This window comes from Paenibacillus thiaminolyticus, from assembly GCF_003591545.1.
Lineage (GTDB): Bacteria > Bacillota > Bacilli > Paenibacillales > Paenibacillaceae > Paenibacillus_B > Paenibacillus_B thiaminolyticus_A.
Window position 1 is genome coordinate 277,885 of the sequence record NZ_QYZD01000002.1, and the last position, 25,115, is coordinate 302,999.

24 protein-coding genes and 1 other RNA gene are annotated in these 25,115 nt (G+C 55.8%); 4 read left to right on the forward strand and 21 right to left on the reverse strand.

The features are described from left to right. The first annotated feature begins 210 nt into the window (after positions 1-210). A complete protein-coding gene (locus DQX05_RS04190; protein WP_040730274.1) occupies positions 211-447 on the forward strand; it encodes a DUF2626 domain-containing protein in 237 nt (78 codons plus the stop codon). Between the two features lie 129 nt (positions 448-576). Here DQX05_RS04190 and DQX05_RS04195 read toward each other — a convergent pair whose 3' ends face one another. Further along, positions 577-1,695, reverse strand: coding sequence for a class I SAM-dependent methyltransferase (locus DQX05_RS04195; protein ID WP_119791127.1), 1,119 nt, complete (start codon positions 1,693-1,695; stop codon positions 577-579). A gap of 227 nt (positions 1,696-1,922) precedes the next feature. Between DQX05_RS04195 and DQX05_RS04200 the strand changes: the two genes are divergently transcribed. Further along, positions 1,923-3,035, forward strand: coding sequence for a hypothetical protein (locus DQX05_RS04200; protein WP_119791129.1), 1,113 nt, complete (start codon positions 1,923-1,925; stop codon positions 3,033-3,035). Between the two features lie 29 nt (positions 3,036-3,064). Here the strand turns inward: DQX05_RS04200 and DQX05_RS04205 are convergent, their stop codons facing one another. Together DQX05_RS04205 and DQX05_RS04210 are read right to left on the reverse strand one after the other, a co-directional pair. Beyond that, positions 3,065-4,483 carry an extracellular solute-binding protein gene (locus DQX05_RS04205; protein WP_119791131.1) on the reverse strand — a complete coding sequence of 473 codons (1,419 nt, stop codon included), beginning with the start codon at positions 4,481-4,483 and terminating at the stop codon, positions 3,065-3,067. 175 nt (positions 4,484-4,658) lie between these two features. Then, a complete protein-coding gene (locus tag DQX05_RS04210; RefSeq protein WP_119791133.1) occupies positions 4,659-5,987 on the reverse strand; it encodes a PhoH family protein in 1,329 nt (442 codons plus the stop codon). A gap of 150 nt (positions 5,988-6,137) precedes the next feature. On the opposite strand from DQX05_RS04210, the gene DQX05_RS04215 reads away from it, so the two are divergent. Further along, positions 6,138-6,680: a YhcN/YlaJ family sporulation lipoprotein gene (locus DQX05_RS04215; RefSeq protein WP_119791134.1), complete on the forward strand. Its 543-nt coding sequence runs from the start codon at positions 6,138-6,140 to the stop codon at positions 6,678-6,680. Positions 6,681-6,791: 111 nt separating this feature from the next. Here the strand turns inward: DQX05_RS04215 and DQX05_RS30530 are convergent, their stop codons facing one another. From DQX05_RS30530 to DQX05_RS04270, 12 genes are all read right to left on the reverse strand, one after another. Then, entirely contained in the window at positions 6,792-6,950 is a 159-nt protein-coding gene (locus DQX05_RS30530; RefSeq protein WP_182914613.1) for a hypothetical protein, read from the reverse strand. 85 nt (positions 6,951-7,035) lie between these two features. Then, a complete protein-coding gene (locus tag DQX05_RS04220) occupies positions 7,036-8,151 on the reverse strand; it encodes an LCP family protein (RefSeq protein WP_119791136.1) in 1,116 nt (371 codons plus the stop codon). Positions 8,152-8,174: 23 nt separating this feature from the next. Then, on the reverse strand, positions 8,175-8,456 hold the full coding sequence (locus tag DQX05_RS04225; protein WP_119791137.1) for a hypothetical protein: 282 nt from the start codon (positions 8,454-8,456) through the stop codon (positions 8,175-8,177). 60 nt (positions 8,457-8,516) lie between these two features. Then, on the reverse strand, positions 8,517-8,807 hold the full coding sequence (locus DQX05_RS04230) for a YlaH-like family protein (protein WP_006675609.1): 291 nt from the start codon (positions 8,805-8,807) through the stop codon (positions 8,517-8,519). Between the two features lie 37 nt (positions 8,808-8,844). Then, on the reverse strand, positions 8,845-10,686 hold the full coding sequence (gene typA, locus DQX05_RS04235; RefSeq protein ID WP_119791139.1) for a translational GTPase TypA: 1,842 nt from the start codon (positions 10,684-10,686) through the stop codon (positions 8,845-8,847). Between the two features lie 153 nt (positions 10,687-10,839). Beyond that, positions 10,840-11,325 carry a glutamate synthase gene (locus DQX05_RS04240; protein ID WP_119791141.1) on the reverse strand — a complete coding sequence of 162 codons (486 nt, stop codon included), beginning with the start codon at positions 11,323-11,325 and terminating at the stop codon, positions 10,840-10,842. Positions 11,326-11,538: 213 nt separating this feature from the next. Next, complete coding sequence (locus DQX05_RS04245) at positions 11,539-12,207, reverse strand: TerC family protein (RefSeq protein WP_119791143.1); 669 nt, start codon at positions 12,205-12,207, stop codon at positions 11,539-11,541. Between the two features lie 93 nt (positions 12,208-12,300). After that, the gene (thiI, locus tag DQX05_RS04250) at positions 12,301-13,590 is read right to left on the reverse strand and encodes a tRNA uracil 4-sulfurtransferase ThiI (RefSeq protein ID WP_119791144.1); all 1,290 of its coding nucleotides are present in this window, start codon (positions 13,588-13,590) and stop codon (positions 12,301-12,303) included. A gap of 24 nt (positions 13,591-13,614) precedes the next feature. Further along, on the reverse strand, positions 13,615-14,772 hold the full coding sequence (locus tag DQX05_RS04255; RefSeq protein WP_182914625.1) for a cysteine desulfurase family protein: 1,158 nt from the start codon (positions 14,770-14,772) through the stop codon (positions 13,615-13,617). Between the two features lie 528 nt (positions 14,773-15,300). Next, positions 15,301-15,645: a hypothetical protein gene (locus tag DQX05_RS04260; RefSeq protein WP_119791148.1), complete on the reverse strand. Its 345-nt coding sequence runs from the start codon at positions 15,643-15,645 to the stop codon at positions 15,301-15,303. Between the two features lie 25 nt (positions 15,646-15,670). Then, positions 15,671-15,877, reverse strand: a complete 207-nt coding sequence (locus DQX05_RS04265) for a DUF1540 domain-containing protein (RefSeq protein ID WP_087442129.1) — start codon at positions 15,875-15,877, stop codon at positions 15,671-15,673. Positions 15,878-16,037: 160 nt separating this feature from the next. Then, complete coding sequence (locus DQX05_RS04270; protein ID WP_119791150.1) at positions 16,038-16,538, reverse strand: DUF3907 family protein; 501 nt, start codon at positions 16,536-16,538, stop codon at positions 16,038-16,040. 259 nt (positions 16,539-16,797) lie between these two features. Here DQX05_RS04270 and DQX05_RS04275 point away from each other — a divergent pair, with 259 nt between their 5' ends. Further along, entirely contained in the window at positions 16,798-18,705 is a 1,908-nt protein-coding gene (locus DQX05_RS04275) for a S8 family peptidase (protein WP_119791152.1), read from the forward strand. Positions 18,706-18,775: 70 nt separating this feature from the next. Here DQX05_RS04275 and rnpB read toward each other — a convergent pair. The 6 genes from rnpB to dnaG all read right to left on the reverse strand — a co-directional run bounded on the left by rnpB (position 18,776) and on the right by dnaG (position 25,114). Then, an RNA gene (gene rnpB / locus DQX05_RS04280) (RNase P RNA component class A) lies at positions 18,776-19,181 on the reverse strand. Positions 19,182-19,235: 54 nt separating this feature from the next. Further along, complete coding sequence (locus tag DQX05_RS04285; RefSeq protein WP_119791154.1) at positions 19,236-20,351, reverse strand: Nif3-like dinuclear metal center hexameric protein; 1,116 nt, start codon at positions 20,349-20,351, stop codon at positions 19,236-19,238. Next, complete coding sequence (locus DQX05_RS04290) at positions 20,327-21,100, reverse strand: tRNA (adenine(22)-N(1))-methyltransferase (RefSeq protein WP_119791156.1); 774 nt, start codon at positions 21,098-21,100, stop codon at positions 20,327-20,329. Before DQX05_RS04290 ends, DQX05_RS04285 begins: the two co-directional genes overlap by 25 nt. Then, positions 21,060-21,944 carry a hypothetical protein gene (locus DQX05_RS04295; protein WP_119791158.1) on the reverse strand — a complete coding sequence of 295 codons (885 nt, stop codon included), beginning with the start codon at positions 21,942-21,944 and terminating at the stop codon, positions 21,060-21,062. The genes DQX05_RS04290 and DQX05_RS04295 overlap by 41 nt, the downstream gene beginning before the upstream one ends. Positions 21,945-22,088: 144 nt before the next feature. Beyond that, positions 22,089-23,213, reverse strand: coding sequence for an RNA polymerase sigma factor RpoD (rpoD, locus tag DQX05_RS04300; protein WP_119791160.1), 1,125 nt, complete (start codon positions 23,211-23,213; stop codon positions 22,089-22,091). A 35-nt stretch (positions 23,214-23,248) separates the two neighbouring features. After that, a complete protein-coding gene (dnaG, locus tag DQX05_RS04305) occupies positions 23,249-25,114 on the reverse strand; it encodes a DNA primase (protein WP_182914614.1) in 1,866 nt (621 codons plus the stop codon). Position 25,115: the final 1 nt, after the last annotated feature.

Sequence of the window (25,115 nt, forward strand, 5' to 3'; positions counted from 1 at the left end):
CTAGATTTCATAGAATCTATCGGATACTAAAATGTATATCCATTTTTCCTAGGAAACATACGTGCTCGTGTCCATGCTTTATATCACATTTATGAAGATCTGAACGAATTGTTTGGTTTTTCGTCACGGTTAATCGTTTACATTACCAACAACGAACGCTATAATATCATTAGAAAAGTGGGACCGATCGTAACGAGAGGAGGATGAATCGTGGCACGAATGTATCGCGTACTCGGCTTCTGGACATTAGTCATCGGTCTAATGGCGTTTGCTGGAGACATGATCGAGATGGCTCTGCTCTTCTTCATGCAGACTGCCTTTTTTGTGTTGTTGGGATATCTAAAATTGTCCGAGCGTACATATATACTTCTGTTCTGGGGGTACATGCTTGTATGCTTCACCGGCTTCTCTTATTGGACCGTGTTCGTAATGGGCAAGCCGTTCTAAGGCGGATACGCCGGGGTGACGATGCAGGATATGCTGATGAGCAGCACATAACAGATACGGCCGAAGCCTTCGGGCTTCGGCCGTTCTTTATGTTCAGGCTGCTCCGCTGCCATCCGCCCGCGCAGGCGGCTATGCGGAAGCGTCCCGCGCCAGCAGCAGCACGCGGAACCGCTCGCTCAACTGATCGCTCAGGAGCAGCTGCCGGATCGCCCGGTTGCGGCGCGCTTCCGGACTGAACGGATCGGGCTCCGCATGATCGATCAGCTCCTGGAGCAGACCTTGCTCCAGCAGGAAGGCTTTTTGTGTCATGTAATGGCGAATCAGCGCCCCGGCTTCAAGGGCGGCCTGCTGGCAGACGCTGAAATCGACCATGGCCGTCATATCCTGCTCGCCGATATGTATCCACGGGTTATCATGGGCGCGATGGCGGTGATAGCACATCAGCGTCCCGTTGACGCGATGCTCCGCCGTCAATTCCTCCGTTACATCGCCATAATCGATGAAGATGAACTCTGCGGCGGATGCATGCCGCAGCATCGTGCCGAGCCAGCCGCTCATGGCGATGCCGGCGTCGCAGATACGGCCTTCCGGCAGCTCGATCCGATAGCGCTTCAGCCAGCGGACCACTTCCGGTTCTGCCGGAAGCCAGACAGGACGGAAGCTCTGTTCCGCCTCTTCCCAGGCGACGAAGCATTGCTCGATCTCCCCGTTGGATGCGCGGATGCGCTCGACCGGGAACGCATCCAGCAGCTCGTTGGCGAGGACGAAGAGCCGGCTCACGCCCGCCTCACGCCGATAATCGGTCTCCTTCCACCAGGAGACGGTACAGCCTTCTCCGCCCAGCCGCTCCTTGGCCAGCTGCGCATGATAAGGGCTCGCTTCCACGATGGCGTACCGGTAGCCGCTGCAGCGATCACGGCGCATGCGCTCGTTGATGTGTCCGGCAAGGCGGCCGTTGCCCGCCCCCCACTCGACGATCGTGAACGTGTCCGGCGCCCAGCCTCTCTCTGCAGCCTGGCGCTGAATATAGACCGCGATCATCTCCCCCATCGCGCTGCCCACGTTCGAGCTCGTATAGAAATCGCCCTCCTTGCCGATCTTGGGGCGATCCGACATGTAATAGCCGCCTTCCGGATGGTACAGGCAGCTCTCCATGAAGGCCGAGAAAGGAATCGCTGCCTTGGCAGAATGGCGGATGCGATGAATTAAATGTTGAATGAGAATGGAATTAGAAGGATAATGAGACATGGCAACCATCCTTTCTATTCGTGTGGAATATTGACCATGCTCGTCCGGGACTTGCCGTCCTGCCGGGCCCTGCTGGCGGTCCGCTGCCGTGTCATGCTGCGGCAGACCGGCCGTGTGCCCTTCCTCTCTGTCAGCTGCCCTGCATCCGGAGCCGGGAAAGAGGTCATATCCCGTCTGGACGAGACATACGATGAGTTGTGCATACCGTTTGTAAGGGGGGAAACCCGATGTCACTGGCACAGCGTGCGCGCTATGCGCTGTTGGGACTCGCATTCATACTCTTCTTCTCCATTGCGGTGCCCGGTGCCACTCGTGCGGAACCGACAGTTCATACAGGCTGGAGCCAAGAACCGACCGAAGCGGAGCGCAAGCTGCTCCAGCAGAGCTTGTCGGTTACCGAGCTTAACAAAGAGATCGATCGCATCGCCGCGAAGGAGTCGGCCGCTGCCGGGGAACGCCGCCAGACGGAAGACGCCCTCCGCAAGCAGGCGGCTGCCTTCGATCAGAAGCGGGAGCAGGCGGGCCGCGTGCTCCGCGCCTATTATATGGGAGAACGCGACATGCTGCTTCAGGCTCTGCTCTCCGCCCGCGATGAACACGCCGTCTGGCTGCTGTTCGATTACTATCAATTCCTGTTCAAGACCGATCAAGAAATATTGGAGACGTATTCCGAGCAGTTGAAAAATCTGAACCGGCTTCGCGATACGTTGGCCCGCACGGAACGGGAATTGTCGCAAGTCAAGGAACAGCTTATCCGGCAGCGCGACAGAGTGAATGCCCTGCAGCGGGAGCTGGATACCAATCTGGCGAACAGCAGCGATCCGGAAGCGATGAGCCGGCTTATCCAGGAGTTCACCTCCTATTGGCAGAACATCGGCATGTATGAAGTGCGCCGCCATTTCCGTGCCCTGGCCGATGCGATGCAGAAGCTGCCGGAATTTGTGAAGAAGAGCGGCAATCTGCAAATCGATGGTACTAAGTATACCATTATGATCCAAGAAGAAGAACTGAATGAATTTCTGCGCGAGCAGGATCCGATTTTCGAGCAGTTCTCCTTCCGCTTCCAGGAAGGTGCGGTCTCTGCCGAAGGAGAGAGCGCCGGACTGAGCGTATTCGTTCAAGGTCATTACACGCTGGAGAGCGAGCCGGAAAACAGGCTGCTGTTCCATGTCGACCGTCTGATGTTCAATGGTCTGGAGCTGCCGGATACGACCCGTTCGCAATTGGAAGAGGAATTCGATCTCGGCTTCTATCCGCAGCGGCTGGTATCGTTCATAGAAGCCACCGATGTCATCGTGGAAGACAAGCAGATTGCCGTGCATCTGTCCATGAAATGGTAGGCAACGCGAACAACCATCAACAGGAGGATTCACTCCCTGTTGATGGTTGTTCTGTTCTCCGTCTTGGTGTTCATATGCTGAAGCCATTCCAACTGCAACTGCTTCGTCTCGATCTGGCCGGCCATCCAGCGGCTGGCTGCGATGGACCATTGCTCCAGTCCTTCCGCCTCCTTGTATATATGCCGCTTCTGTTCCTGCTTCGGCCGAAATGGCTCCGGCAGGAGCCGCTCGCTGCTCTGAGAGAGATATGCCTGCTCATGAACAGGAAGGACGGACAGCGTCTCGAACCATTCCTGCTGGACAGACCATTGGGTCATATAGGCGATCCAGCGTCTCGCTTCTTGCTCCGCTTCCGTATGCGACGCGAGGACATAGCTGCGGCTCGTCACCCACTGTCCCGCCGGCGGCCCCGCCTCCCCGGCCGGCTCGACGGCCAGCGGGGCACTCGCTTCCAGCGCCGCTTCCGAGTAAGGGACGATCGCGAAGGCGATCTCACCCGCATTCAGCTTCTCCCATGTATCCATGTGGCTGGATTCAGGGCTCCAACCTTGAAAATGTGTCAAGTACGGCTCCAGCTCCGGCAGCGCCTGCTTCCACCGAACCTCCGAGGCCTCGGTGCTCTCCGTCTGCCTTCCGGCCCATTCCGGGCCTCCCTGTGCAGGCACAAACTCGGGATGAAGCAATCCGAGCCTCCACAATAGCGAGAGCAGGGCCCGATGATCGTCCGCATGCCACGCGAACCATTGCGGCGGAAGCGGTTGGCCGGCTCCCGGAGAGATAGCCGGAGGCGGAATAGTTCCGGACGAAGGCAGACTGTCCGGCGTTGCCGGCGGCTCCTCAGCCACTGCTGGCGAATTCTCGTCGAACAAGCGCTTCCATTCACTCCAATCGCCGGGCAGAGCGGAGGCGCCGCCGGCGGATTTCACTATATTTTTATTCCACACAAGCACATAAGGATCCAACTGAACCGGCATGCCCCAGGCATAGCCGTTCCACCGCACCCGGTCGCTTAACCATGGCGGGACCGCATCTCCCCCGCTCATCGACGGATCGAGCGGCAGAATCCAGCCCTTGCGCGCATACGGGATGACCGATTCACTGTCGAGCAGCAAAATATCGGTGCTCTGCTCCATCTGCATCTCCTTGGGCCACTCTTCCTCTACCTGCTGAACCGAGCTGTTGATCAGCTCGACGTAGATGCCGGTCTCGTCCATGAACATCTGGTTCAAGCGCCGAAGCTGGATGAAGGACATCGGCGGGAGCTGCACCGCCACCTTCAATTGCTTCAATGGCTTGGGGCCCGCGTTGTCCGGCGATGGCTTCACGTCGGTCTCCGGAGAGGCATCCTGCTCCGCCTGCTGCGGCACGCTGCCGCTGAACTGGAACAACAACAGCAGGGATACGAAGACCATCATGATCGTGACCAGCGTTTTTTTGAATTGCGGCATTGCCCTCTCCCTTCCGTCCGTTCCTCACTTCTTCTACTATCTATTGTAGCACCGTTGGCCTACCTTGTCCTTACCCGTGAATCCGATTATGGCAAAATAATAAGCCCGGAGCACTATTCGCTCCGAGCCATTCCTTATCCTCCCGTGACTGGCCGGCTGCGTCTGACCGGCCGTTCTACAGCAAGTCTGCCGCAATCTGGGCAAGGCGCGACCTCTCCCCCTTCTCAAGCGTCACATGGCCGCTGATTCGCTCGGCTTTGAACCGTTCCACCAGATGAGTCAGGCCGTTGCTCGCCGAATCGAGGTACGGATGGTCAATTTGTGCCGGATCCCCCATCAGGATGATCTTGCTGCCCTCTCCGACCCGGGAGACAATCGTCTTGACCTCATGCTTGGATAAATTTTGCGCCTCGTCAATAATGATGAACTGCCCCGGAATGGAGCGCCCGCGAATGTACGTCAGCGCCTCCACCTGAATGTTGTTCATACCGACCAGGATTTTATCGATGTCCCCGGATTTTTTCGTATCGAACAGGAACTCCAGATTATCGTAAATCGGCTGCATCCACGGCCGCAGCTTCTCCTCCTTCTCCCCTGGCAAATATCCGATATCCTTCCCCATGGGCACGACCGGCCGCGCAATCAACAGCTTCTTGTACTTCCGCTCATCTTCCACCTTCATCAGCCCGGCGGCCAGCGCCAGCAGCGTCTTTCCCGTGCCGGCTTTCCCTGTCAGCGTCACCAGTGGAATGTCGTCATTGAGCAGCAGTTCGAGCGCCATCCGCTGCTGGGCGTTGCGCGCCGTAATCCCCCATACCGGATCATTGCTCAAAAAGAGCGGCTCCAGCCTGGTGCCCTCGGCATTTACCTTGAGCAAGGCGGATTTGCTCGTGCCAATCTCGTCCTTCAAAATGACGAATTGATGGGGATGCAGCCGCAGCCCGAGCTGCTTCAACTGAAGCACGCGGCAGGAGTAGAATTCATCGATAATGCTGGGGTGAACATGAACGGAGAACAGGCCGCTGTACAATTCATCACTCGATTGAACCGTCCGGTCGGACAAATAATCCTCCGTATGCAGTCCAAGCACGTCCGCCTTAATGCGGACAAGCACATCCTTGCTGACCAGGATGACTTCCGCCGGATGCTCCGCATGCTTTTGCTCCAATTGGTAATTCAAGGCGACAGCGAGTATGCGGTTGTCGTTCGACACCTCTCCGAACATTTCCTGTACCTTGAGAAAGCTGCGATGATTCAATTCCACCTTCAGCGTGCCTCCGTTGGGGAGACGGACGCCATGATGCAGATGACCGTGTTCCCGCAAGCCGTCCAGCAGCCGGGATACCGATCGCGCATTGCGTCCGAGCTCATCGGCATTGCGTTTTTTCGAATCCATTTCTTCGAGCACAACGGCAGGAATGATCACTTCATTATTTTGAAAAGCAAACAGCGCATTCGGATCATGCAGCAGCACGTTCGTATCCAATACAAATATTTTGCTCATTGGATTCTCCTTTCGCCGAACAGACCGTTCCAAGAGGGAGGGTGTGGCGATTCATTTTGCATTACATAAAAAATGCCGCGGCCGTTCACACTATACTCAATCGGAAGTCTCATTTTTTATTGTCAAACAATAAGGAAAGGTTGATACGTGATGCATAGATTGCTGGTTGCTATCGTGATCGTAGGGATGCTCGCCGGATGCGGAAATGCGAACAGGCAAGCGACACCAAGAAGTTCCGCGGGAGGACAGGCTCAGCCGATCCAGGACGGCAAGCACAACATTCAAGATGCCGGGGCGGTCAGCCAGCATCTGGCCGATCTGGCGGGCAAAGTCCACGGCGTCAAAGCCGCGAATTGCGTCGTCTTCGGAAATACGGCGATTGTCGGCATTGATGTTGATGGCGATATGGAGCGTTCCCGGGTAGGAACAATTAAATATTCCGTGGCCGAGGCTCTTAGCAAGGATAAATATGGTGCCAATGCCCTCGTGACAGCTGACATGGATATTACTGCACGACTGCGCGAGATGGCCGCCGACATTCGGCAGGGCCGGCCGATATCCGGCTTCGCGAACGAGCTCGCCGATATAGTGGGGCGAATCGTTCCTCAAGTTCCGAGCCATGTGAAGCAGATTCGGGAAAATGCGCCCGAGCCAGCCCCGAATAAGGGAACCCGCTCCCAGAAGGCTCGTTAACGGCCAGCCGGAGAGGCAGGCATCCTGAAGCCAGACAAGCACGCGGCTGCTGCCGTACCAGACAGGATATGAGCGGACCGTGCCTAAATGCAGCAAAAAGCCTAGTATACACTAGGCTTTTTGACATGGGAACGGAACTCGCATCGGCCCCAACATTAGGCGCATGCCAGCCGTAGGCTGTCTCAGCGTCGGGGGCAGCATGCCGCTGCAGTGCATGTTCAGCATTCTGTCCTGCGGTTCATTCGGCATGACGGCTCGCTGCTTCAGCATCGCTTCGACGACCTCCTATACAAGTTCGCTCCTGTCATTCTATTGTATTAATCGATGCAGCAAAAATTGCATACAACCTGTATAACTAGGCCGCAGGGGCAGAAGGCGCCTCCGCCGGATCCGTTGTATCCTCCGGAACGGCCGGCTCCTTCAGCGATTTACCTGCCAGGATGTCCTTCAGCGCCTGCTTGCCTTCTTCCAATTTATCCTCGAACGGATAAATATAAGGGCTCTTCCAGTCTCCGTCAACCGAGATGTAATGGATATTATCCTTATCAATCATCATATACGTTGTCAGGGCGCTTCGAATCTGGGACGGAAGCATGTCGATCGTGAAATTGTCCGCCAAGGCATCAATAACATCCGTCGCCTTCGTCAGGCCGCCCAGCGACTGCATATTGCTGACAATCTCCTTCAGCACCGCATTTTGACGCATATTGCGATCGAAATCAGTCGTTCCCGGCGTCTGCGGACTGCATCGCCAGTTCGATTTGCGGTAACGGACGAAGTCGAGCGCATTTTTGCCGTCCAGATGTTGAAAGCCTTTGCTCAAATTAATATGCGTGCCGTCTTCCTTGTCAACGTAGCACATATCCTGATCGACATTGACATCGACGCCGCCGACTGCATCGACCAGGTCGACGAAGCCCTTGAAGTTAATGACGGCCGTATAATCGAGATCGATGCCTAAATATTGGCCGAGCATCACACGCATCTCGTCCTCCGGCGTCGCACTGTCCAGGGTGCCCCGCTCTTTCATGACATAGAAGTTGGGGTAAAAATGATTCAGCTTATCCGGTCCGTATCCCGGAATACTGAAGTACGTGTCCCGCGGCAGCGACACGAGCACGGCTTCCTGCGTATCGGGATGAATCGCGCCGACCATGATGACATCCGTCCGCTTCCCCGGAAGCTCCGGCCGGTAATCCAGCCCGAGCAGCACGAACGAGAACGGCTCGCTCTTCGGCGTCAGCGTAGCCTGAACCGTGCTTGTTCCCTCTCCTCCGACCTTGGCCGTAGAGATGCCATCCAGCTTCTTGTTAGCATACAGCAATATGTATCCGGCGTAACTGATGACGCCGAGAGATAGAATGATAATCGCAATGAGAATGGTCTTTAACCATTTCGGCATGCCTTTGCGTGCCGGAGCGGCTTTTACGCTCTGTTGTTTTCTCGGCGGCAATGGTGTCGATGAATTCAATTCATATTTCCTCCCACATCATGTTACTCGTTGTATTTCGGATTTCCTTCAATATCTTTCCACAGCCGTTCCGCTTCGTCCCGGTCGAACCGATCGGAATGCGTGGCCCCATCCTGCTCATATGTAACGACATAGCTGTCTTCCGCCTCGTCCCACTGCGCGGCGACGGAACTCAGCCGATGATCTTCGCGCAAAATATCTTCAAAAAATGCAACCGTTTCCTTGGCCGCCCCATCCTCGGGGCGAGCATCTGTCACGATCTTAATCTGCAGCCAATTGAACAGCGCAACCGGCAGCTTCATCATATGCGCTCTCGTCCCTTCTGTTCAGATGCCCGCTGCCTTCCGGCAGCGGGTCAACTCGAATCAGCCTTGATTATTCGCTTCTTTTTTGCGCCGCCGCTCCTCGACGAAGTAACGGATGCGCACCATGAACATTAAGATGACAGCCACGGACAAACACTGCACGATCGGCAGCTTGTCGATCTGGAAAATCAGCAGAATGAACGCCCCGACCGCCATAAACAGATACACCAAAATTTCTTTGAGCAAAGGCAGCTTCTGCTGCGTACGGAACACTTTATTGAAGATGTACACCATGAACGCAAAAATAAGCACGTAGCTTATATATGGATGGGATGCCAACCACGCTTGCATCGAGGGTCACTCCTTTTCCAACGTTGTCCAAATCTCATTATACATGGGATTCGGACATTTTGCGCACTTTTTCTGCCCGTTCGCGTTCGCTCTTGTTCAGAATTTTTTTGCGGAGGCGCACCGTGGACGGAGTAATCTCGCAGTATTCATCATCATTCAAATATTCCAGAGCCTGCTCCAGCGAGAACAGACGCGGCGTCTTCATGCGGACCGTCTCATCCTTCGTAGCCGACCGGACGTTCGTCAAGGCCTTCTCCTTGCAGATGTTGACGACGATGTCGTTGTCGCGGTTATGCTCGCCCACGATCATACCTTCATACACCTCGGTACCCGGCTGAAGGAACAACACGCCGCGATCCTCGACCGACAGCATGCCGTACATCGTGCTTGTCCCCGTCTCGGTCGAGACCAGCACCCCTTGATGGCGCCCGCCGACCTGGCCGCCGACATAAGGACCGTAATGGTCGAAGGCATGGTTCATAATGCCGTAGCCGCGGGTCAGCGTCAGGAAATTAGTGCGGTATCCGATCAGTCCGCGGGCCGGAATCAGAAATTCCAGGCGGACCTGGCCGTTGCCATGGTTGATCATATTGACCATCTCGGCCCGCCGGGTGCCCAAGCTCTCCATGACCGGACCCGTGCAGTCTTCCGGAATATCAATAACGAGCCGTTCGATCGGCTCCATTTTTTTGCCGTCGATCACTTTCACGATAACCTCCGGCTTCGATACTTGGAGTTCATAGCCTTCACGGCGCATATTCTCGATCAGAATGCCCAGGTGAAGCTCGCCCCGCCCGGAGACGATAAATGCTTCCGGACTGTCAGTATCCTCCACCCGCAAGCTGACATCGGTCTCCAGCTCCTTCATCAGCCGTTCGCGCAGCTTGCGGGACGTAATCCATTTCCCTTCTCTTCCGGCGAACGGACTGTTGTTCACCACGAAGGTCATCTGCAGCGTAGGCTCGTCAATATGAAGGACAGGCAGTGCTTCCGGATGTGCCGGATCCGCCAGCGTCTCACCGATATTGATGTCCTTGATTCCGGCGATGGCCACGATATCTCCGGCCCCAGCCTCGTTGCGCTCGATCCGCTTCAAGCCTTGGAAGCCGAAGAGCTTCTCAATCCGCGCCTGCTTCACCTGGCCTTCGCGGTTGATGACGGCAACAGTCTGGCCTTGGCGAATGCGGCCCCGGTTCACGCGGCCGATCGCAATACGGCCCATATATTCATTGTAGTCAAGCAAGGTAACGAGGAACTGGAGCGGCTCATCCGGATTCTCCGACGGAGAAGGGATATGGTCCACGATCGTATCATAGAGCGATTGCATGTTGCTGTCCTGCTGCTCTGGCGACAAGCTCGACGTTCCGTTCAGAGCGGATGCATAGACGACCGGGAAATCGAGCTGTTCATCATTCGCCTCGAGCTCGATGAACAATTCGAGCACTTCGTCAATAACTTCATGCGGCCGGGCATTCGGACGATCGATCTTGTTGACGACAACGATCGGCGTCAGATTATGCTCCAGCGCTTTGCGGAGCACGAACTTCGTCTGCGGCATGCAGCCTTCGAAGGCATCGACGACGAGCAGTACCCCGTCGACCATTTTCATAATGCGCTCCACTTCTCCGCCGAAATCGGCGTGACCCGGAGTGTCCACGATATTAATCAAGTAATCTTTATACGTAATCGCGGTGTTTTTGGCCAAAATCGTAATGCCCCGTTCACGCTCCAGATCGTTGGAGTCCATGACGCGTTCCTGCACCACTTCATTGTCGCGGTATGTGCCGGACTGCTGGAGAAGCTTATCCACGAGCGTCGTCTTGCCATGGTCAACGTGGGCGATAATTGCGATATTGCGAATGTTTTTTCGATCTTGCATACTTGAACCTTTCCCTTCTGGATGTGAATGACATACAATGGAATCGTCCTCGTCCGCGGCAAGGCGAACCAGACAATTCATCAAGAAAAACGCCGGGATGAGGCGGCGTTTCTACTCGGACGGAATAGTGTCTCCATGTTGCGGCAAAGCCTCTTAATATCTACGGCCTAAGCGGCCGAACACGAGAGCGACTCCAACCACGATGAGCGCAATCGCAATCATGTAGAGGCTGATTGTAATCATGAGCATCAGGATAAAAATGCCGATCCCTACCCCGCCGAACATTAGCGATCCGAGCCATGCTTGACGCGGGTGAAGCGGATCTTCCACATAATAGCCGTACAACCCTACCCCGACCCCGATCAGAAGCAGAGGCCACAGCCATATGAACAGACTGGTGCTAATCCAATGCGTCAGCATGAACAGCACGCCGTAGACGGTCAGCATGCCGGCAGGCACCATCGTAACAGGCGGGGCAATTCTCGCCCGGACGAGGCCGTACGCGCCCAAGCCGACAAGAAACATGATGAGCGGCCACAAGTTGCCGCCGATAAAAGCAAAGACTCCCCATTTGCCCAACAATATAAATAAGCCTGCAGCGAGGATAACGATGCCGATCACTTGTTGATTTTTGCCCATTCGACAAAACCTCCATGCATCATGGTTACGATTTGAGAGACAGGGTGCGACATTCGGTGCGTCATTTTTATCTTTTCTAGTGTATATGAAAGTCCGGAAAAATACCACCATCACCTGAAAATTTGCAAAATCCGCAAATGGCACAAAAAAACAGCCGTTCCCGAAAAGGGCAGCGGCCGTATGCCTATACCGCATCATCGCACCATACGGGTGTTATTCTGTTCCGATCTTGCCCCTGACGCGAAAAAATACACTGAGAAGCAATGCCAGTCCTACCATAACCCAAGACAGACTTCCTTCCAAGCGAAGGCCCGACCGGTCTATCCAGGCAGCGATCTGGGTATCGGACGCAATCATCTCTCCAGCGGTGTAAGCAAGAATTCCAGCTCCCGCATACATGAGCAGCGGCAGCCGTTCCAGCCAGCGGCTGATGATCGTGCTGCCCCATACGATAAGCGGAATACTGAGCGTAATGCCGATGATGACGAATTCCATTCGGCCCTTCGCAATGGCCGCGATCGCCAGCACATTATCCAGGCTCATCACGAAATCCGCGATTAGAATCGTGCGGATCGCCGTCCATAAGGAGCCAGCCTCTCTCATCTCATCCAGCTCTTGCCGGGGCGGGGTGGTTAGTTGAACGGCGATAGCGAAGAGCATCGCTCCGCCCGCCGCTTGGAGCAGCGGGATTCGCAGCAATGTGACGGCCACAACGGTAAGCACGCAGCGCATAAGCACGGCGCCCCCTACGCCCCACCATACCGCTTGACGTTGGTAATGGCCGGGAAGATGGCGGGAAGCCATGGCGATAACCACCGCATTGTCACCGCTCAGCACCATATTTATCAGCAATATTTCCCCTATCATCCAGATCGAATCCATATTCCGTCCCCCCTGTCTACTACATGTATGAGCAGAGGAGACAGGCTATGACGTTTTTGTGCGCGAACCGCAAGGGATATCTTCTATAAGGGATTAGAACCAGTCATCCGTCCGGGCAGGCTGGTCGTCCGGCTTGCCGGATACTTCCGTTCCAGGCGCATCTTGCCGTTCCGGCCCGGACAGGACAATTGCAGTGTCAGGACTTCCGCCGGCCCGCAGGACGAGGGACTCTGTCTGAGCCACTGCCGCTTCCAGGAGCGTTTCATAATCCTTCATGGAATACTCGGCATATTCGACGACACGCAGATTCGGATTGGTCGAGGGCGATTTCGGCACGAACAAGGTACAGCAATCCTCGTAAGGCAGGATGGACAGGTCATACGTTCCGATCTGCTCCGCAATCCGGATAATTTCATTTTTGTCCATCGTGACAAGCGGACGCAGCAGCGGCAGATCGGTAACGCGACCGATGACATTCATGCTTCCGAGCGTCTGGCTCGCCACTTGCCCGAGACTGTCCCCCGAGACAAGCGCCCCGGCTTTGCGCTGTTCGGCCAACCGGGTCGAAATGCGCATCATCGCCCGCCGCATCAGCGTAATCATTAAATTGTCCGGCGCTTCCTGATGCAGCCGGGTCTGAATCTCGGTGAACGGGACGAGGTGCACCCGTATCCGCCCGGCATAGTTGGCGAGCACCTGAGCCAGATCCAGCACCTTCTGCTTGGCCCGTTCGCTCGTGAACGGATAGCTGTGGAAATGAATCGCCTCGATTTCCAAGCCTTTGCGCAGCGCCTGATACCCGGCAACCGGGCTGTCGATTCCGCCGGACAGCAGCAGCATGGCCCGCCCGTTGGATGCCAGCGGGAAGCCGCCAGCGCCTGGAATAACCTCGTTGAACAGATAGGTCCCTTCCTCGCGCACCTCGACATGCAGTTCGATATCGGGCTTGCGGACATCGACGGTGAGCTGCGGGTATTGGCGCAGAATCGGGGCGCCGACCAGATGATTCATTTCCTGCGATCCGTGCGGGAAGGCTTTCCAGGCTCTCCGGGCCGTGACCTTGAAGGTCGTATTCTCCCCCGGATTCATCTCGGCCATGAGCTGCAGCGCCGTCTCTACAATCGGTTCCAGCTCCGAAGGAGCCCGCTTCACCGGGCTGAGCGACACGATGCCGAACACCCGGCGCAGGGCGCCAACCACCTCATCTATCGGCTCTCCGTTCAGTTCCACGTACATCCGGCCGTATACCCGGATAATTTTGACCTGCGGGAACGGTGCCAGCACGAACTTGACATGCTGGTAGGCGGCTTTTTCAAATCTGCCGCGGTTCTTTCCTTTGATGGCCAATTCCCCGTATCGGAGAAGTATCATATCGTAATTCATAGCTGGTTCGATCCTTTCCCCTATTTATCTTCGGCTTGTCCGCATGGGAGCCAGCCGCTTCGTCACTTCCGTCAATGCGTCGGACAGACGCTCAATGCTTGCCGCATCGGTCTCGGCGCCCATGCTGATGCGAAGCCCGCTGGCGGCGCGTTCCGTATCGTTCGTCATCTCCATCAGCACCCGGCTCGGCTGGTGCAGCTTGGAGGAGCATGCCGATTGGGTGGACACGATAATCCCCAGTTCTTCGAGCGCATGCACGACCACTTCGGACTTCATGCCGGGGAACGAGAGATTGACGATATGCGGTGCGGCAAGAGGAAGCGGCGGACTGTTCAACACAAGCGGCTCCAATTCCTCCAACTGACGGATCAGCTGCCCGCGCAGCTCAGACCAGCGCTCGTAATTCGCCTGCTGCTCTTCGACGGCGAGACGGACCGCCTTGGACAGAGCGATCACGCCCGGCACATTGACAGTTCCCGGCCGAAGACGGTGCTCCTGCGCTCCTCCGGCGAACAATGGCTTCAACGGGGCTTGTCCCCGCCGCAGCAAGGCGCCGACTCCTTTCGGGCCTCGGATTTTATGCCCGGAGAGGCTGTACAGATGCACGCCCCATCCTTCCAGATCGACCGGCAGCTTGCCCAGGCCCTGCACGCCGTCCACGTGGAACACGATACCCGGATGCGCGCCCACGATGCGGCCTGCCTCAGCAAGAGGCTGCACCGATCCGGTCTCATTATTGACATGCATCAGCGAAATGAGCACCGTCTCCGGCCGGATCGCCGCTTCCAGATCCTCGGTACGGATGCGCCCATGCTCATCTACGGGCAAATACGTGACGGCGACGCCCTCCCGCTCCAACTCCCGGAAGCATTCGTGGACGGAGGCATGCTCGATCGCCGACGTAATAATATGCCGCGGGCGGCCTCCGGCAAGAGCCCGAACCGTTCCCAAAATGGCCAGGTTGTTGCTCTCGGTCGCACCGGACGTGAAAATGACATCATTCGGAGACGCGTTCAACGCGCCGGCCACGACTTCGCGCGCCCGCCGGACCAGTTGCTCCGCCTGGCCTCCCAATTCATGAATCGAAGACGGATTCGCATATATTTTCTCCATTACTTCCGTCATCGTCCGAATGACGTCCGGATGCGGAGGCGTGGAGGCGCTATGATCAAAATATAGCATTGACCTCGTTGAAGTTTTCAAGCTAATCCTCCTTATAGCCGTGTTCCTGCCGAATTGGGGAACACCCTTATCAAGAACGTTCAAAAAGGCCGGTTTTCAGCACCGAGAAGGTTGCATGAACTCAAAGCCTATGCTTCCGAAGCGAGTTTTGCTCCACAAAACTTGCAAGGAACAGCGCAGTGTAGGCAAGACTACATGAGCTAAAATGTTTCCGCAGGAAACATACTTCGGAAGCATAAGCTATTCGAGAGTGAATGCAAGATTCGACGCCGAGTTACTTCCTGTATGGCTTCGTGATCAAAAGCGGACTTTTTGAACATCCACTGCAAACAAAAAAGATCAAAACAGCATGGGAAGCGCACCATTATTCCCGCTTCCGCCGTTGTTGATCCCCTGCAACTTCGACATTACTTGTTATTTTACACGTTTTCCGCTGATCGCACCATCTTTTTTGCGGCGGACTTTTCATTCTATATGAGAAAGAGCTTGTTCCCGCCGCAGCGGTTACAAGCCCTGAACAAAGTGCGTTTACATGGAGGCCAGCATCATCAGGCGAAGCACGATGGCGAAAATACCAACTAAGATGGCGATCATTCCCAAGGTACGGCTCCCTTGCAAATACGACAGGCCTCCAAGCGCGATGCCGCTTAGGCCAAGCACAAAGGGAAATATGATGACCGATACAAGAGAAAACCCTACGGCGACAGCGCCCACTCCGGAAAAATGATCGACTTCTTCCCGTTCCTTCTCGGCGTCAACGCTCATCGCCTCCCGAGGAGGAAGGGTCCCTGCTTCGGCAGAGAATTCGGTATCCCGCGCGATCGACTCGCGGTGGCGATTCTTTTTGTGGCGGCGGCCTTTCGCTTTTTTCATCCCATTGTCCCTCCCGTACCTTATGTTATTTCGGTTCAAACGTTTGGCAGCAGGTTACGGATGATTTGGAAGCTGTATCTTTGTGGCGGCCATACTCTTCAGCGAATTCCGACTTCAAATTCGCGGATGCGTGCTTATCGATTTCAATCATAATCTCGCTGGCTTGACAGCGGTAATCGCCCCAAAACTTGCAGTTGGATACACTGCAATTCACCAATGGCTTGTCACTCATGTCAGTCACCTCCGTTACACAGGATGTCCTGCCGCCACCACCCCTATGCCGGGCCGCCTTACCCATTTCCAACACAAAAAGACGCTCCGTTCCAATCCGAAGCGTCATTGACTATCATTCCGGTATTTGTGCGGCTGGCCATCGGCTAAGCTTCGCCCATTCATTGGGTAAGCTGCATTCTCCGCTCTGACAAATAATCGCTTTCGTAATAGCTTAGCTCCTCCCGCAGCTCTTCGAACAGCCGGGACAATTCCTGAACCAAGCGCTTCACCCCGGGCTCGGGGGTTATGCGGAAGCGTATCGCTTCCCGGCCGGTATACGCGTACCGTCCATCCTCGGTATACGCTTCATGCTTCGGATTGAAGAAGGCATGCACGCAATGATGATACAGCTCATACAGCGCTTTCTCCGCAAACGGCTGCTCGAAATTCGCCCGCCGCAGCGCTACGCCGAGCCGCTCATAACTGACTTCGGAAAAAACGAGCAAGTGCCGGAAATCTGCCAGTATTCCTTTGTAAAAAGCCAACGTTTCTTCATCTGTCTGCTCCCCGGCCAAGTGGGCCAGCGTATGCCCGTTCAAAAACTGCTCCAGTTTGTCTGCTGCTTGTGCCACATGGCCCCGCGCCAACTCGCATTGCTGTCTTACTGTGGATGCTGACATGGAAAAAGCTCCTCCCTTAATCGCGTCATTGCATACCTGAACGCTTCAAACGCATACCTTTTTGCCATTTTATCCTACCATAAATAAAAGCAAAAAGGTACTGTCCGCAACCAATGTTTGGCTTCCTTTTGCCGTCCGAATAATTTGGCCCGCAACGTCTCAAGCTAAAGCCAAATCTTCCATACCCCGCGCTCCCCAGACGACAATGTTCCGTGTGGCTGGAGCAGATGGATACGGCCCGGACAAGGAGGAACATCATATGTTGAAACCCCGCCATTGGGTAGGCATTGCCGCTCTGGGAACGGCAATTCTGGCCATTCCCTTACTCTGGTCCGCGAACCGCGCTCCGGTTGAGAACGGACGTACGGCCGCGATGCAGGAAACTCATATTAAAAATAAGGTTCTTCAACAGGATATGCACTTTACGGAGCGCTTGTTCACCATGGACGCCCGCCGAGACATCGATACCGCGCTCGAAGAGTGGCATGGGCAGACGCCGAAGCAGATGAATACGCTCGCCGAGAAGTTTATCCAAGCGCACCCCCATTTCATTTATATGAAATGGATGGATTTCGGCAAGGGGACGGATTGGGTCAAAGGAGAGCTGCCGAAGGATACGACGCGGACTGACAATCAAAAATTGATGGAGCAGTTGAAAATCGCGGAATCGTCCGTTAAAAAGCAGGAATCGTACGTATCCCCGCAGCTGACCATCCAAGGCAAGCATCATATCGTCATGGGGATACCGGCCCCCGGCAAGAACCATGCCATCGTGGCCCTCGTCAATCAGCATGTCGTTCAGACCGTGCGCAAGCTTCAGCAGAAAAATTTGCGCCTCGTCCCTTATCCGCCCGAATCCAAGTTCCGCGTCAAATCCGTGGATTCGGATTCGATGCGTGACGTGAAGGTGAAGGATGGGGAAGACAATGCCGGAACAAGCCATTACTATGAGAACGAAGTCGTCGTGCGGTTCCGGGATGAGCCGACAGCGGATGCTTTGCAGCGAATGACGCGGGAGACCGGAAGCGAACAGCCGCGCAAACACAAGCTGGGCGCTACCTATGTGTTCCGATCCAGTCGGATGACAGCGGAACAAATGACCCAATATTTCGCCCAGTACGATCCGCTGTATGTCGAGCCTCATTTTCTGTACATGACGAACGGCAAGTCTCGCCCGACAAGCGTATTGCCGATGGTTGGGAACGAGCCGGCCGCCGTGGCCGTCGAAGAGCCGAACGACACCTTATACAAGCCCTATCAATGGAACTTGCCCAGCATTCAGACGAACCGGGGCTGGTCCATCAGCAAAGGATCCGACAATGTCATTATCGGGGTCGTCGACACCGGGGTCGACATGAAGCACCATGACCTGAAGGGCCGGCTGCTGGATGGCCATAATGTGTTCGATCCGGGTTCTCCGCCCCAGGACGATGTCGGCCACGGCACCCATGTGGCCGGCATTATCGGAGCCAATGTGAACAATCGGGAAGGCGTAGCCGGCATGACCTGGGTGAATCCGATATTGCCGGTCAAGGCGCTGGACAGCACCGGATCGGGAACGACCTATTCCGTGGCGGAAGGGATTATTTGGGCCACCGATAATGGCGCCAAAGTCATCAACCTGAGCCTCGGCAACTATGTGGACGGGGCATTCCTCCATGATGCGGTCAAATACGCGTTCGAGCGCGATGTCGTTCTCATCGCCGCTACAGGCAATGACAATACGAAGCGCCCGGGCTACCCGGCAGCTTATCCCGAAGTATTCGCGGTCTCTGCGACCGACGAGGATGACAAGCGCGCCTCCTATTCCAATTACGGCAATTACGTCGATGTCGTGGCGCCCGGCACCTCAATCGCCAGCACCTATCCGAACAATCAATATGCCGCCTTGTCAGGCACGTCCATGGCATCGCCGCATGTGACGGCGCTTGCGGCACTTATTCGTTCGATCAACCCGGGGCTCAAAAATACAGAGGTGTACGAGATCATGCGCCAGAGCGCTACGGATCTGGGCACGCCGGGCAAGGATATCGACTTCGGCTATGGCAAAATCGACGTCGCCCGCGCATTAAGCATGGCGGAACAGGGCAACTCCTCCCTGTCTCTCTACCCGCAGAACCTTGAGCGGAAGCTGAACCGCTTCATCTCCCGCTTCATCGGTATGTAACACGGCAAAACACCCGCAGGAAAATCCTGCGGGTGTGTTCGTGTATATGATAGCATAGAAAGTTGCAGCTTCGGAAAGCTTGCCATAAGCCGGGTTCTGTACTCATCGTGGTATCACGGGGGCAACCCTTCCACTACTAAGCGACAATCATCTATCTAGGCTGTGCATTGCTGCACCGCTCAAGCGACCAACCCAGACGCGCCTCGGGCCGAGGTGCCTGTACAGACAGGCGTGCGTCCCATTAGGTCTTGCTCCAGATGGGGTTTACCAGGAACGAAGTCACCAGCGTTCCTCGTGGTCTCTTACACCACGGTTCCACCCTTGCCTGTGCCGTCATGAAGACGGCCATCGGCGGTCCATTTCTGTGGCACTATCCTTCAGCTTGCGCTGACTGGACGTTATCCAGCATCCTTGCCCTATGGAGCCCGGACTTTCCTCTCGTGACGGAAGTCACCAGCGATTGTCTGTCAAACTTTCCGACAACATTCGTTAGTATACTAGGTTCTGGCCAGAAACTCAACCAGTAACTTTTACATAAATTGAAACGGTTCGGTATTTACGGATGAAGCATGAAAGACCGTCTTCACGCCTTGCTTGTCAGCGGTCTGCTGGAGGCGCGAAGCGACATCCTCCTTCATCATCTTCTCGGCGTTATGCCCCGGATCGATAATGGCCAGACCGGCCGCGAGCGCATCATGGGCCGTATGATAGTCGATATCGCCCGTGACAAGGACATCAGCGCCATGGAAGAGCGCATGCCGCACATAGCGGGAACCGGAGCCCCCCAGCACGGCAATCTTCTTCACCTCGCGTTCCGGGCCTCCTACGACGCGCACATGCGGTACGTCGAAGGCCTGTTTCACCTGCTCGGCAAAGGCTTGCAGGGTCACTGGAGCCGGCAGCTTGCCAACCCGGCCAAGGCCATAAGCCGTCCCTTCCAGATCGACCGGATACAGATCGTAGGCCACCTCCTCATAAGGATGGGCCTTGAACATCGCTTGCAGCACCAGGCTGCGCCGCGACTTCGGTACGATCGTCTCAATGCGCACTTCCTCGACGGACTCCAGCTTCCCGGATTCGCCGATGAACGGATTGGTTCCGTCCTGCGGCTGGAACGTTCCGGTCCCCGGCTGCGAGAAGCAGCAATGGCTGTATGCCCCGATATGACCGGCCCCAGCATCCAGGATCGCCATTCGCACCGAATCCGCATGACTTACCGGGACGAACACGACCAGCTTTTGCAGCGGCTCCTGGTGCAGCTTCTCCAGCACCTCCACCCCGGTCAGTTGGAGCCGTTCTGCCATCTGATCGTTCATCCCGCCCGGAGCAACATCATAGTTCGTATGAGAAATGTAGACCGCGATATCATGCTTGATCAGCTTCTCCATCAGCTTGCCGGCCGCCGTATCGGTCTGCAAATGAGGAAGCGGCCGATAAATAATGGCGTGATGGGCAATAATGAGCTCCGCCTCGAGCCGAATCGCTTCATCGACGACCTCTTCGGTCACGTCCAGGGCGACAAGCACCCGGGACACCTTTTTGTTCAATGTGCCCAATTGCAGGCCGATGCGGTCATCAGGAACCGCCATCGATTTGGGAGCGAGCTGCTCCATCCATTGAATTACGGTTTGCGCGTGTGCATACATGCCAATATCGCCTCCAATTGTGCCAGGCTGTCCGCGAACATCGCGCGGCGCTGTCTGGCTTCTTCCGTCGCAGCCTGCTCCATCGTGCGCAGAATGCGCGCTCTCTTGCGAACTTCCAGCTGCCACTTCTTCATGAATTCCGACGTTGGCGCAGCCGACAGCATCGGGCCGAGCTGCACCAGCCATTCCTCGGTCAACGTCACCTGCGCGTTCAACTCGCGGGGAGCGTACAAGCGGCGATCATGCTGTACGGCCTCTTCCTCGCTGCCTGCCCGTTCGGCCAACAGCACCTCATACAGCTTGCCGTCTTCCTCGACCAAGGCTTCCTCCAGCAGATTCCAGCCCTCCTGGCGCAGCCAGGCCCTGACATGAGCCTCTCCCACATTCGGCTGCAGGACCAAGCGGGTCACTCCCGCCAGCTTGCCCGGATCGGCAGATAAAATCTGGACGATAAGACCTCCGCCCATGCCCGCGATCGAAATGACATCGACCTCGCCCGGCGAGATGACGGCCAGGCCGTCCCCCCGGCGCACACTTACGCGATGAGCCAGCCGGGCGCCTTCAATCTGGCGGCACGCCGCCTCATAAGGGCCTTGATTCACCTCGCCGGCCACCGCCATCTCAATTCGTTGTTGTTCCGCCAGATAGGCCGGCAGCAATGCATGATCCGAGCCGATATCGGCCAGACGGCTGCCTGCCGGCACCCAATCAGCGATTTGCTGCAGCCGCTTGGACAGTTTGATGTTCACGTATCCATTTCACCCACTGTTTTCTGAAGTAAAAAGCACTACACCATAAAATGATCCATTTCCCCAACAGGAAGGAAAGCAGTTCTGGATCCGCTTCCAGCTGACTCCATGCGCGGGCGGCAATCCAGACCGCCTCCGGCATGAACCAGAGTCCGGCGGAGGCGATGAGCAGGCCTGCCGAGATCCTCGGAGACAGGCGGTGAACCGCCCATGCCATCCAGACGAACAAGCCGCTCTCCGGGAGCCACAGCCATTGGCTCTCGCCGAGGGTCAGATCCGTCATCGCAATCTGCAGGATGCAGCCATAAGCGGCAGCGGCATGAAGCCAGCCCGCTCCCTGCATCAGTCCGGAACGCGCCAGCATGCCGCATAAGAGCCAGGCAATAGCGGAGACAACGAGCCAGACCACGGTCGGCCACCATGCCGGCCATCCCTGAGCCTTCAGCACAAGCCAGCCGCCGCCGGACAAGGTAAGGCAAGCCAGAAGTGCCCGCCACCGAGTCCTCCGCAGATTCGTCTTCCGGCTCCGCCATGCCAAGGCGGTCAGCACAAGCGCAGGGACCGCAATGACGCCAATTTGCATTGGAGCCGCAAAAGCGGTAAAATGAAATCCGACAAGACAAAACAATACAAAAATGAAAAAAACAACCATCCAGGACGTTGGCCGCAAGGAAGCGATGCGATCCGACCAGGAACGGGCGGTGTCATTCGAACCTTCCTCCTGCGCATCCAGGGGCACATCATATAGCTGCGCCAGGAAATTGCAATAGGCTGCAGGCAGCAGCCGGTTTTTCCGCCAGCGTGCGATTTCCTGGGCCATCCATTGGCGTTGCTGAGGATCCATTGCCTGTACACCTCCCGGAACGTCATGCCGCCGCCCTGCCTTGTTGGCCGAGTGGCCGAGGACAGCGCGGCTCTTGCGCTGCTTCCTCTATGCAAAAGACCTTCATCACGCCGGCAAGGGCATCAGAAGGTCTCTTGCACACCATTATTCTAAGAAATCTTTTAACCGCTTGCTTCGGCTTGGGTGACGCAGCTTGCGGAGAGCCTTCGCCTCGATTTGACGAATGCGCTCGCGCGTTACGCCAAATACTTTGCCCACTTCTTCCAGCGTTCTCGTCCGGCCGTCGTCCAGGCCGAAGCGCAGGCGCAGCACGTTCTCCTCACGCTCGGTCAGCGTGTCAAGCACATCCTCCAACTGCTCCTTCAGCAGCTCGTACGCGGCGGCGTCCGCCGGAGCCAGCGCCTCCTGATCCTCGATGAAATCGCCTAGATGCGAGTCGTCCTCTTCGCCGATTGGCGTCTCCAAGGAGACCGGCTCCTGTGCAATCTTCATTATCTCGCGTACCTTCTCTACGCTCAATTCCATCTCGGCTGCAATCTCTTCCGGCGTCGGTTCGCGTCCCAGCTCCTGAAGCAGTTGACGAGAGACGCGAACGAGCTTGTTGATCGTCTCGACCATATGGACCGGAATCCGGATCGTACGCGCCTGATCCGCGATGGCCCGCGTAATCGCTTGGCGAATCCACCAGGTCGCATAGGTACTGAATTTATATCCTTTGCTGTGGTCAAATTTCTCCACCGCTTTGATAAGCCCCATATTTCCTTCTTGGATCAAATCAAGGAACAGCATTCCCCTCCCGACATAACGCTTGGCAATACTGACGACCAACCGCAGATTGGCCTCGGTCAAGCGCTTCTTCGCTTCCGAATCGCCCTGCTCGATCCGCTTCGCAAGTTCAATCTCCTCTTCAGCCGACAAGAGCGGAACACGGCCGATCTCTTTAAGGTACATCCGCACCGGGTCATTGATTTTGATGCCCGGCGGCAGTGACAGATCATCATCAAAATGAAAATCGTCCGAATCATCGTTCTCGCGTTCATTGGTACGAGCGCCCATCTCATCATCGGCTTCACTTACTTCAATACCCAGATCGGAGAGCTGCTCATAGAACTCATCCATTTGTTCCGGGTCTTGGTCGAACGTCGCCATTTTCTCGGCTATCTCTTTGTAGCTGAGCGATCCTCGCTTTTTGCCGAGTTCAATCAACTGGTCCTTCGCATGTTCCAGCGCGGTTTCCGTTTCAAGTCCAGTATGCTGATCATTCGCCATTTTCCGACTCCCTCCTCCCTAGAATCCTCCGCCTGCTACCGCTTCAGTTCTTGCTCTAGGGCTATAATTTCTTGTGCGATTTGCGCCGCGCGCAATACTTCGCCGGAACGTTCCGCTTGCACCATTTCTTCTCTTTTGCGTTCGATCTCGCGCTGTCTGGGCACTTTAAGAATCTGCATAATATAATCATCCAGCAGCTCGGTATCATAACGAAGAGATACTTCGGAGAGCGATATGGAGGCAGCGACTTTCTCCAAGCGTTCGTCATGCAATGTTGCCAGGAACCGGCTGAAATCCGGCTCCTTGCCTTGCGCGTAATAAGCATATAGATAAGCGGCAAGTGCCGCATGATCATCTACATTAAACCGTTCACCAAGATGCCGCTCCACATAATCGGCAACCTCGATATCCTGGAACATGAGAGCCAGCAAGCTCCGCTCCGCATAGACATAGGCCGGGCGCAGCGCAGGCTGGGCTATGGTACGCTTATCATTTCTACCATTATTCCACCAATTGTCTTGATTATCCCCGTGCCCGTTCATTTTTTGCCGCTGTCTTATCGTGGCACACTCCTGCTTGAGCGCGTCGAACGACGACTCGCCCTGCAGATCAAGCTGCTGCGCCAGCTCCTTCAAATGAAGCTCGCGTTCCACCGGCGATTCAACCGCCGCAATGACGCGCATCGCTTCATCCTTGAAACGCCGCTTTCCATCATCCTCTAGCAGTATATGATTCCTGCGCAAAGAAATAAGCTTGAATTTCGTAGGAGTTACCGCCGCTGCCGTTACGGTATGACGGAACCGTTCGGCGCCGTGCGCTTTAATGAAGTCATCCGGATCCATCCGGTCCGGTATCATGGCTACCGCAACGTGAAGCCCTGCCTCCTCCAGCATTGGGATCGCCTTCATCGCCGCGGCCTGTCCGGCTTCATCCCCGTCGTAGCACAAGGTCACGCTGTCCGCCATCCGCTTCATCTGGGTTATATGGTCAGGCGTCAGCGCCGTTCCCATAGTCGCCACCGTATGATACACTTCGGCGTCCCAGCCTTGGATGACATCCGCGAACCCTTCTAACAGAATGATATGGCCGGTTCGCTTAATGTAAGGCCGCGCATGATGCAAGTTGTACAGCACTTTCGATTTGTTGAACAGCATCGTCTCGGGGGAGTTCAAATATTTGGGTTGTCCTTCCCCCAATATTCGGCCGGCAAAAGCGATCGCTTGGCCATTCCGGTTCCAGATCGGGAACATAATCCGGTCTCGGAAACGATCGATATAACCACTGCCGTTCTGCCGCTTCGAGACGAGACCGCCCTTCTCCATGCCTTCCAGGTCGAATTCCCGCTTGCCGAGCAGTTGTACAAGCGTATCCCACTGCGGAGGGGCATACCCTATCTGAAACTGCTCGATAAGCTTGTCATGGATTCCCCGGTTCCGCAAATATTGGAGGGCAGCCTGACCATGCGTCGTATTCATTAAAATATAATGATACAGCTTCGCTGCAAGCTCATGGGCCTCGATCAGCCGCGCCTTCGCCTCATGGTAAGGATCCCGTTCCGCCTTCGCGTTCCCCGTCCCCCACGTCACCGGCATGTTAGCCGCTTCAGCGAGATGCCGAACAGCCTCCGGGAAAGAATACCCTTCAATTCCCATCATGAAGTGAATGACATTGCCGCTCTTGCCGCATCCGTAGCAATGGAAAATCTGCTTCTCCGGCGTGACGGTGAAGGAGGGCGTCTTCTCCGAATGGAACGGACACAATCCCTTCAAATACTTACCGTGCTTCGACAAATGGACATATTGGCCGACGACATCCGCAATATCATTACGCTGCAGTACTTCGTCCAGCACTTCGTCGGGAATCAGTCCATAATTGCTCACTGTTCGTCCAACCACCTTCATC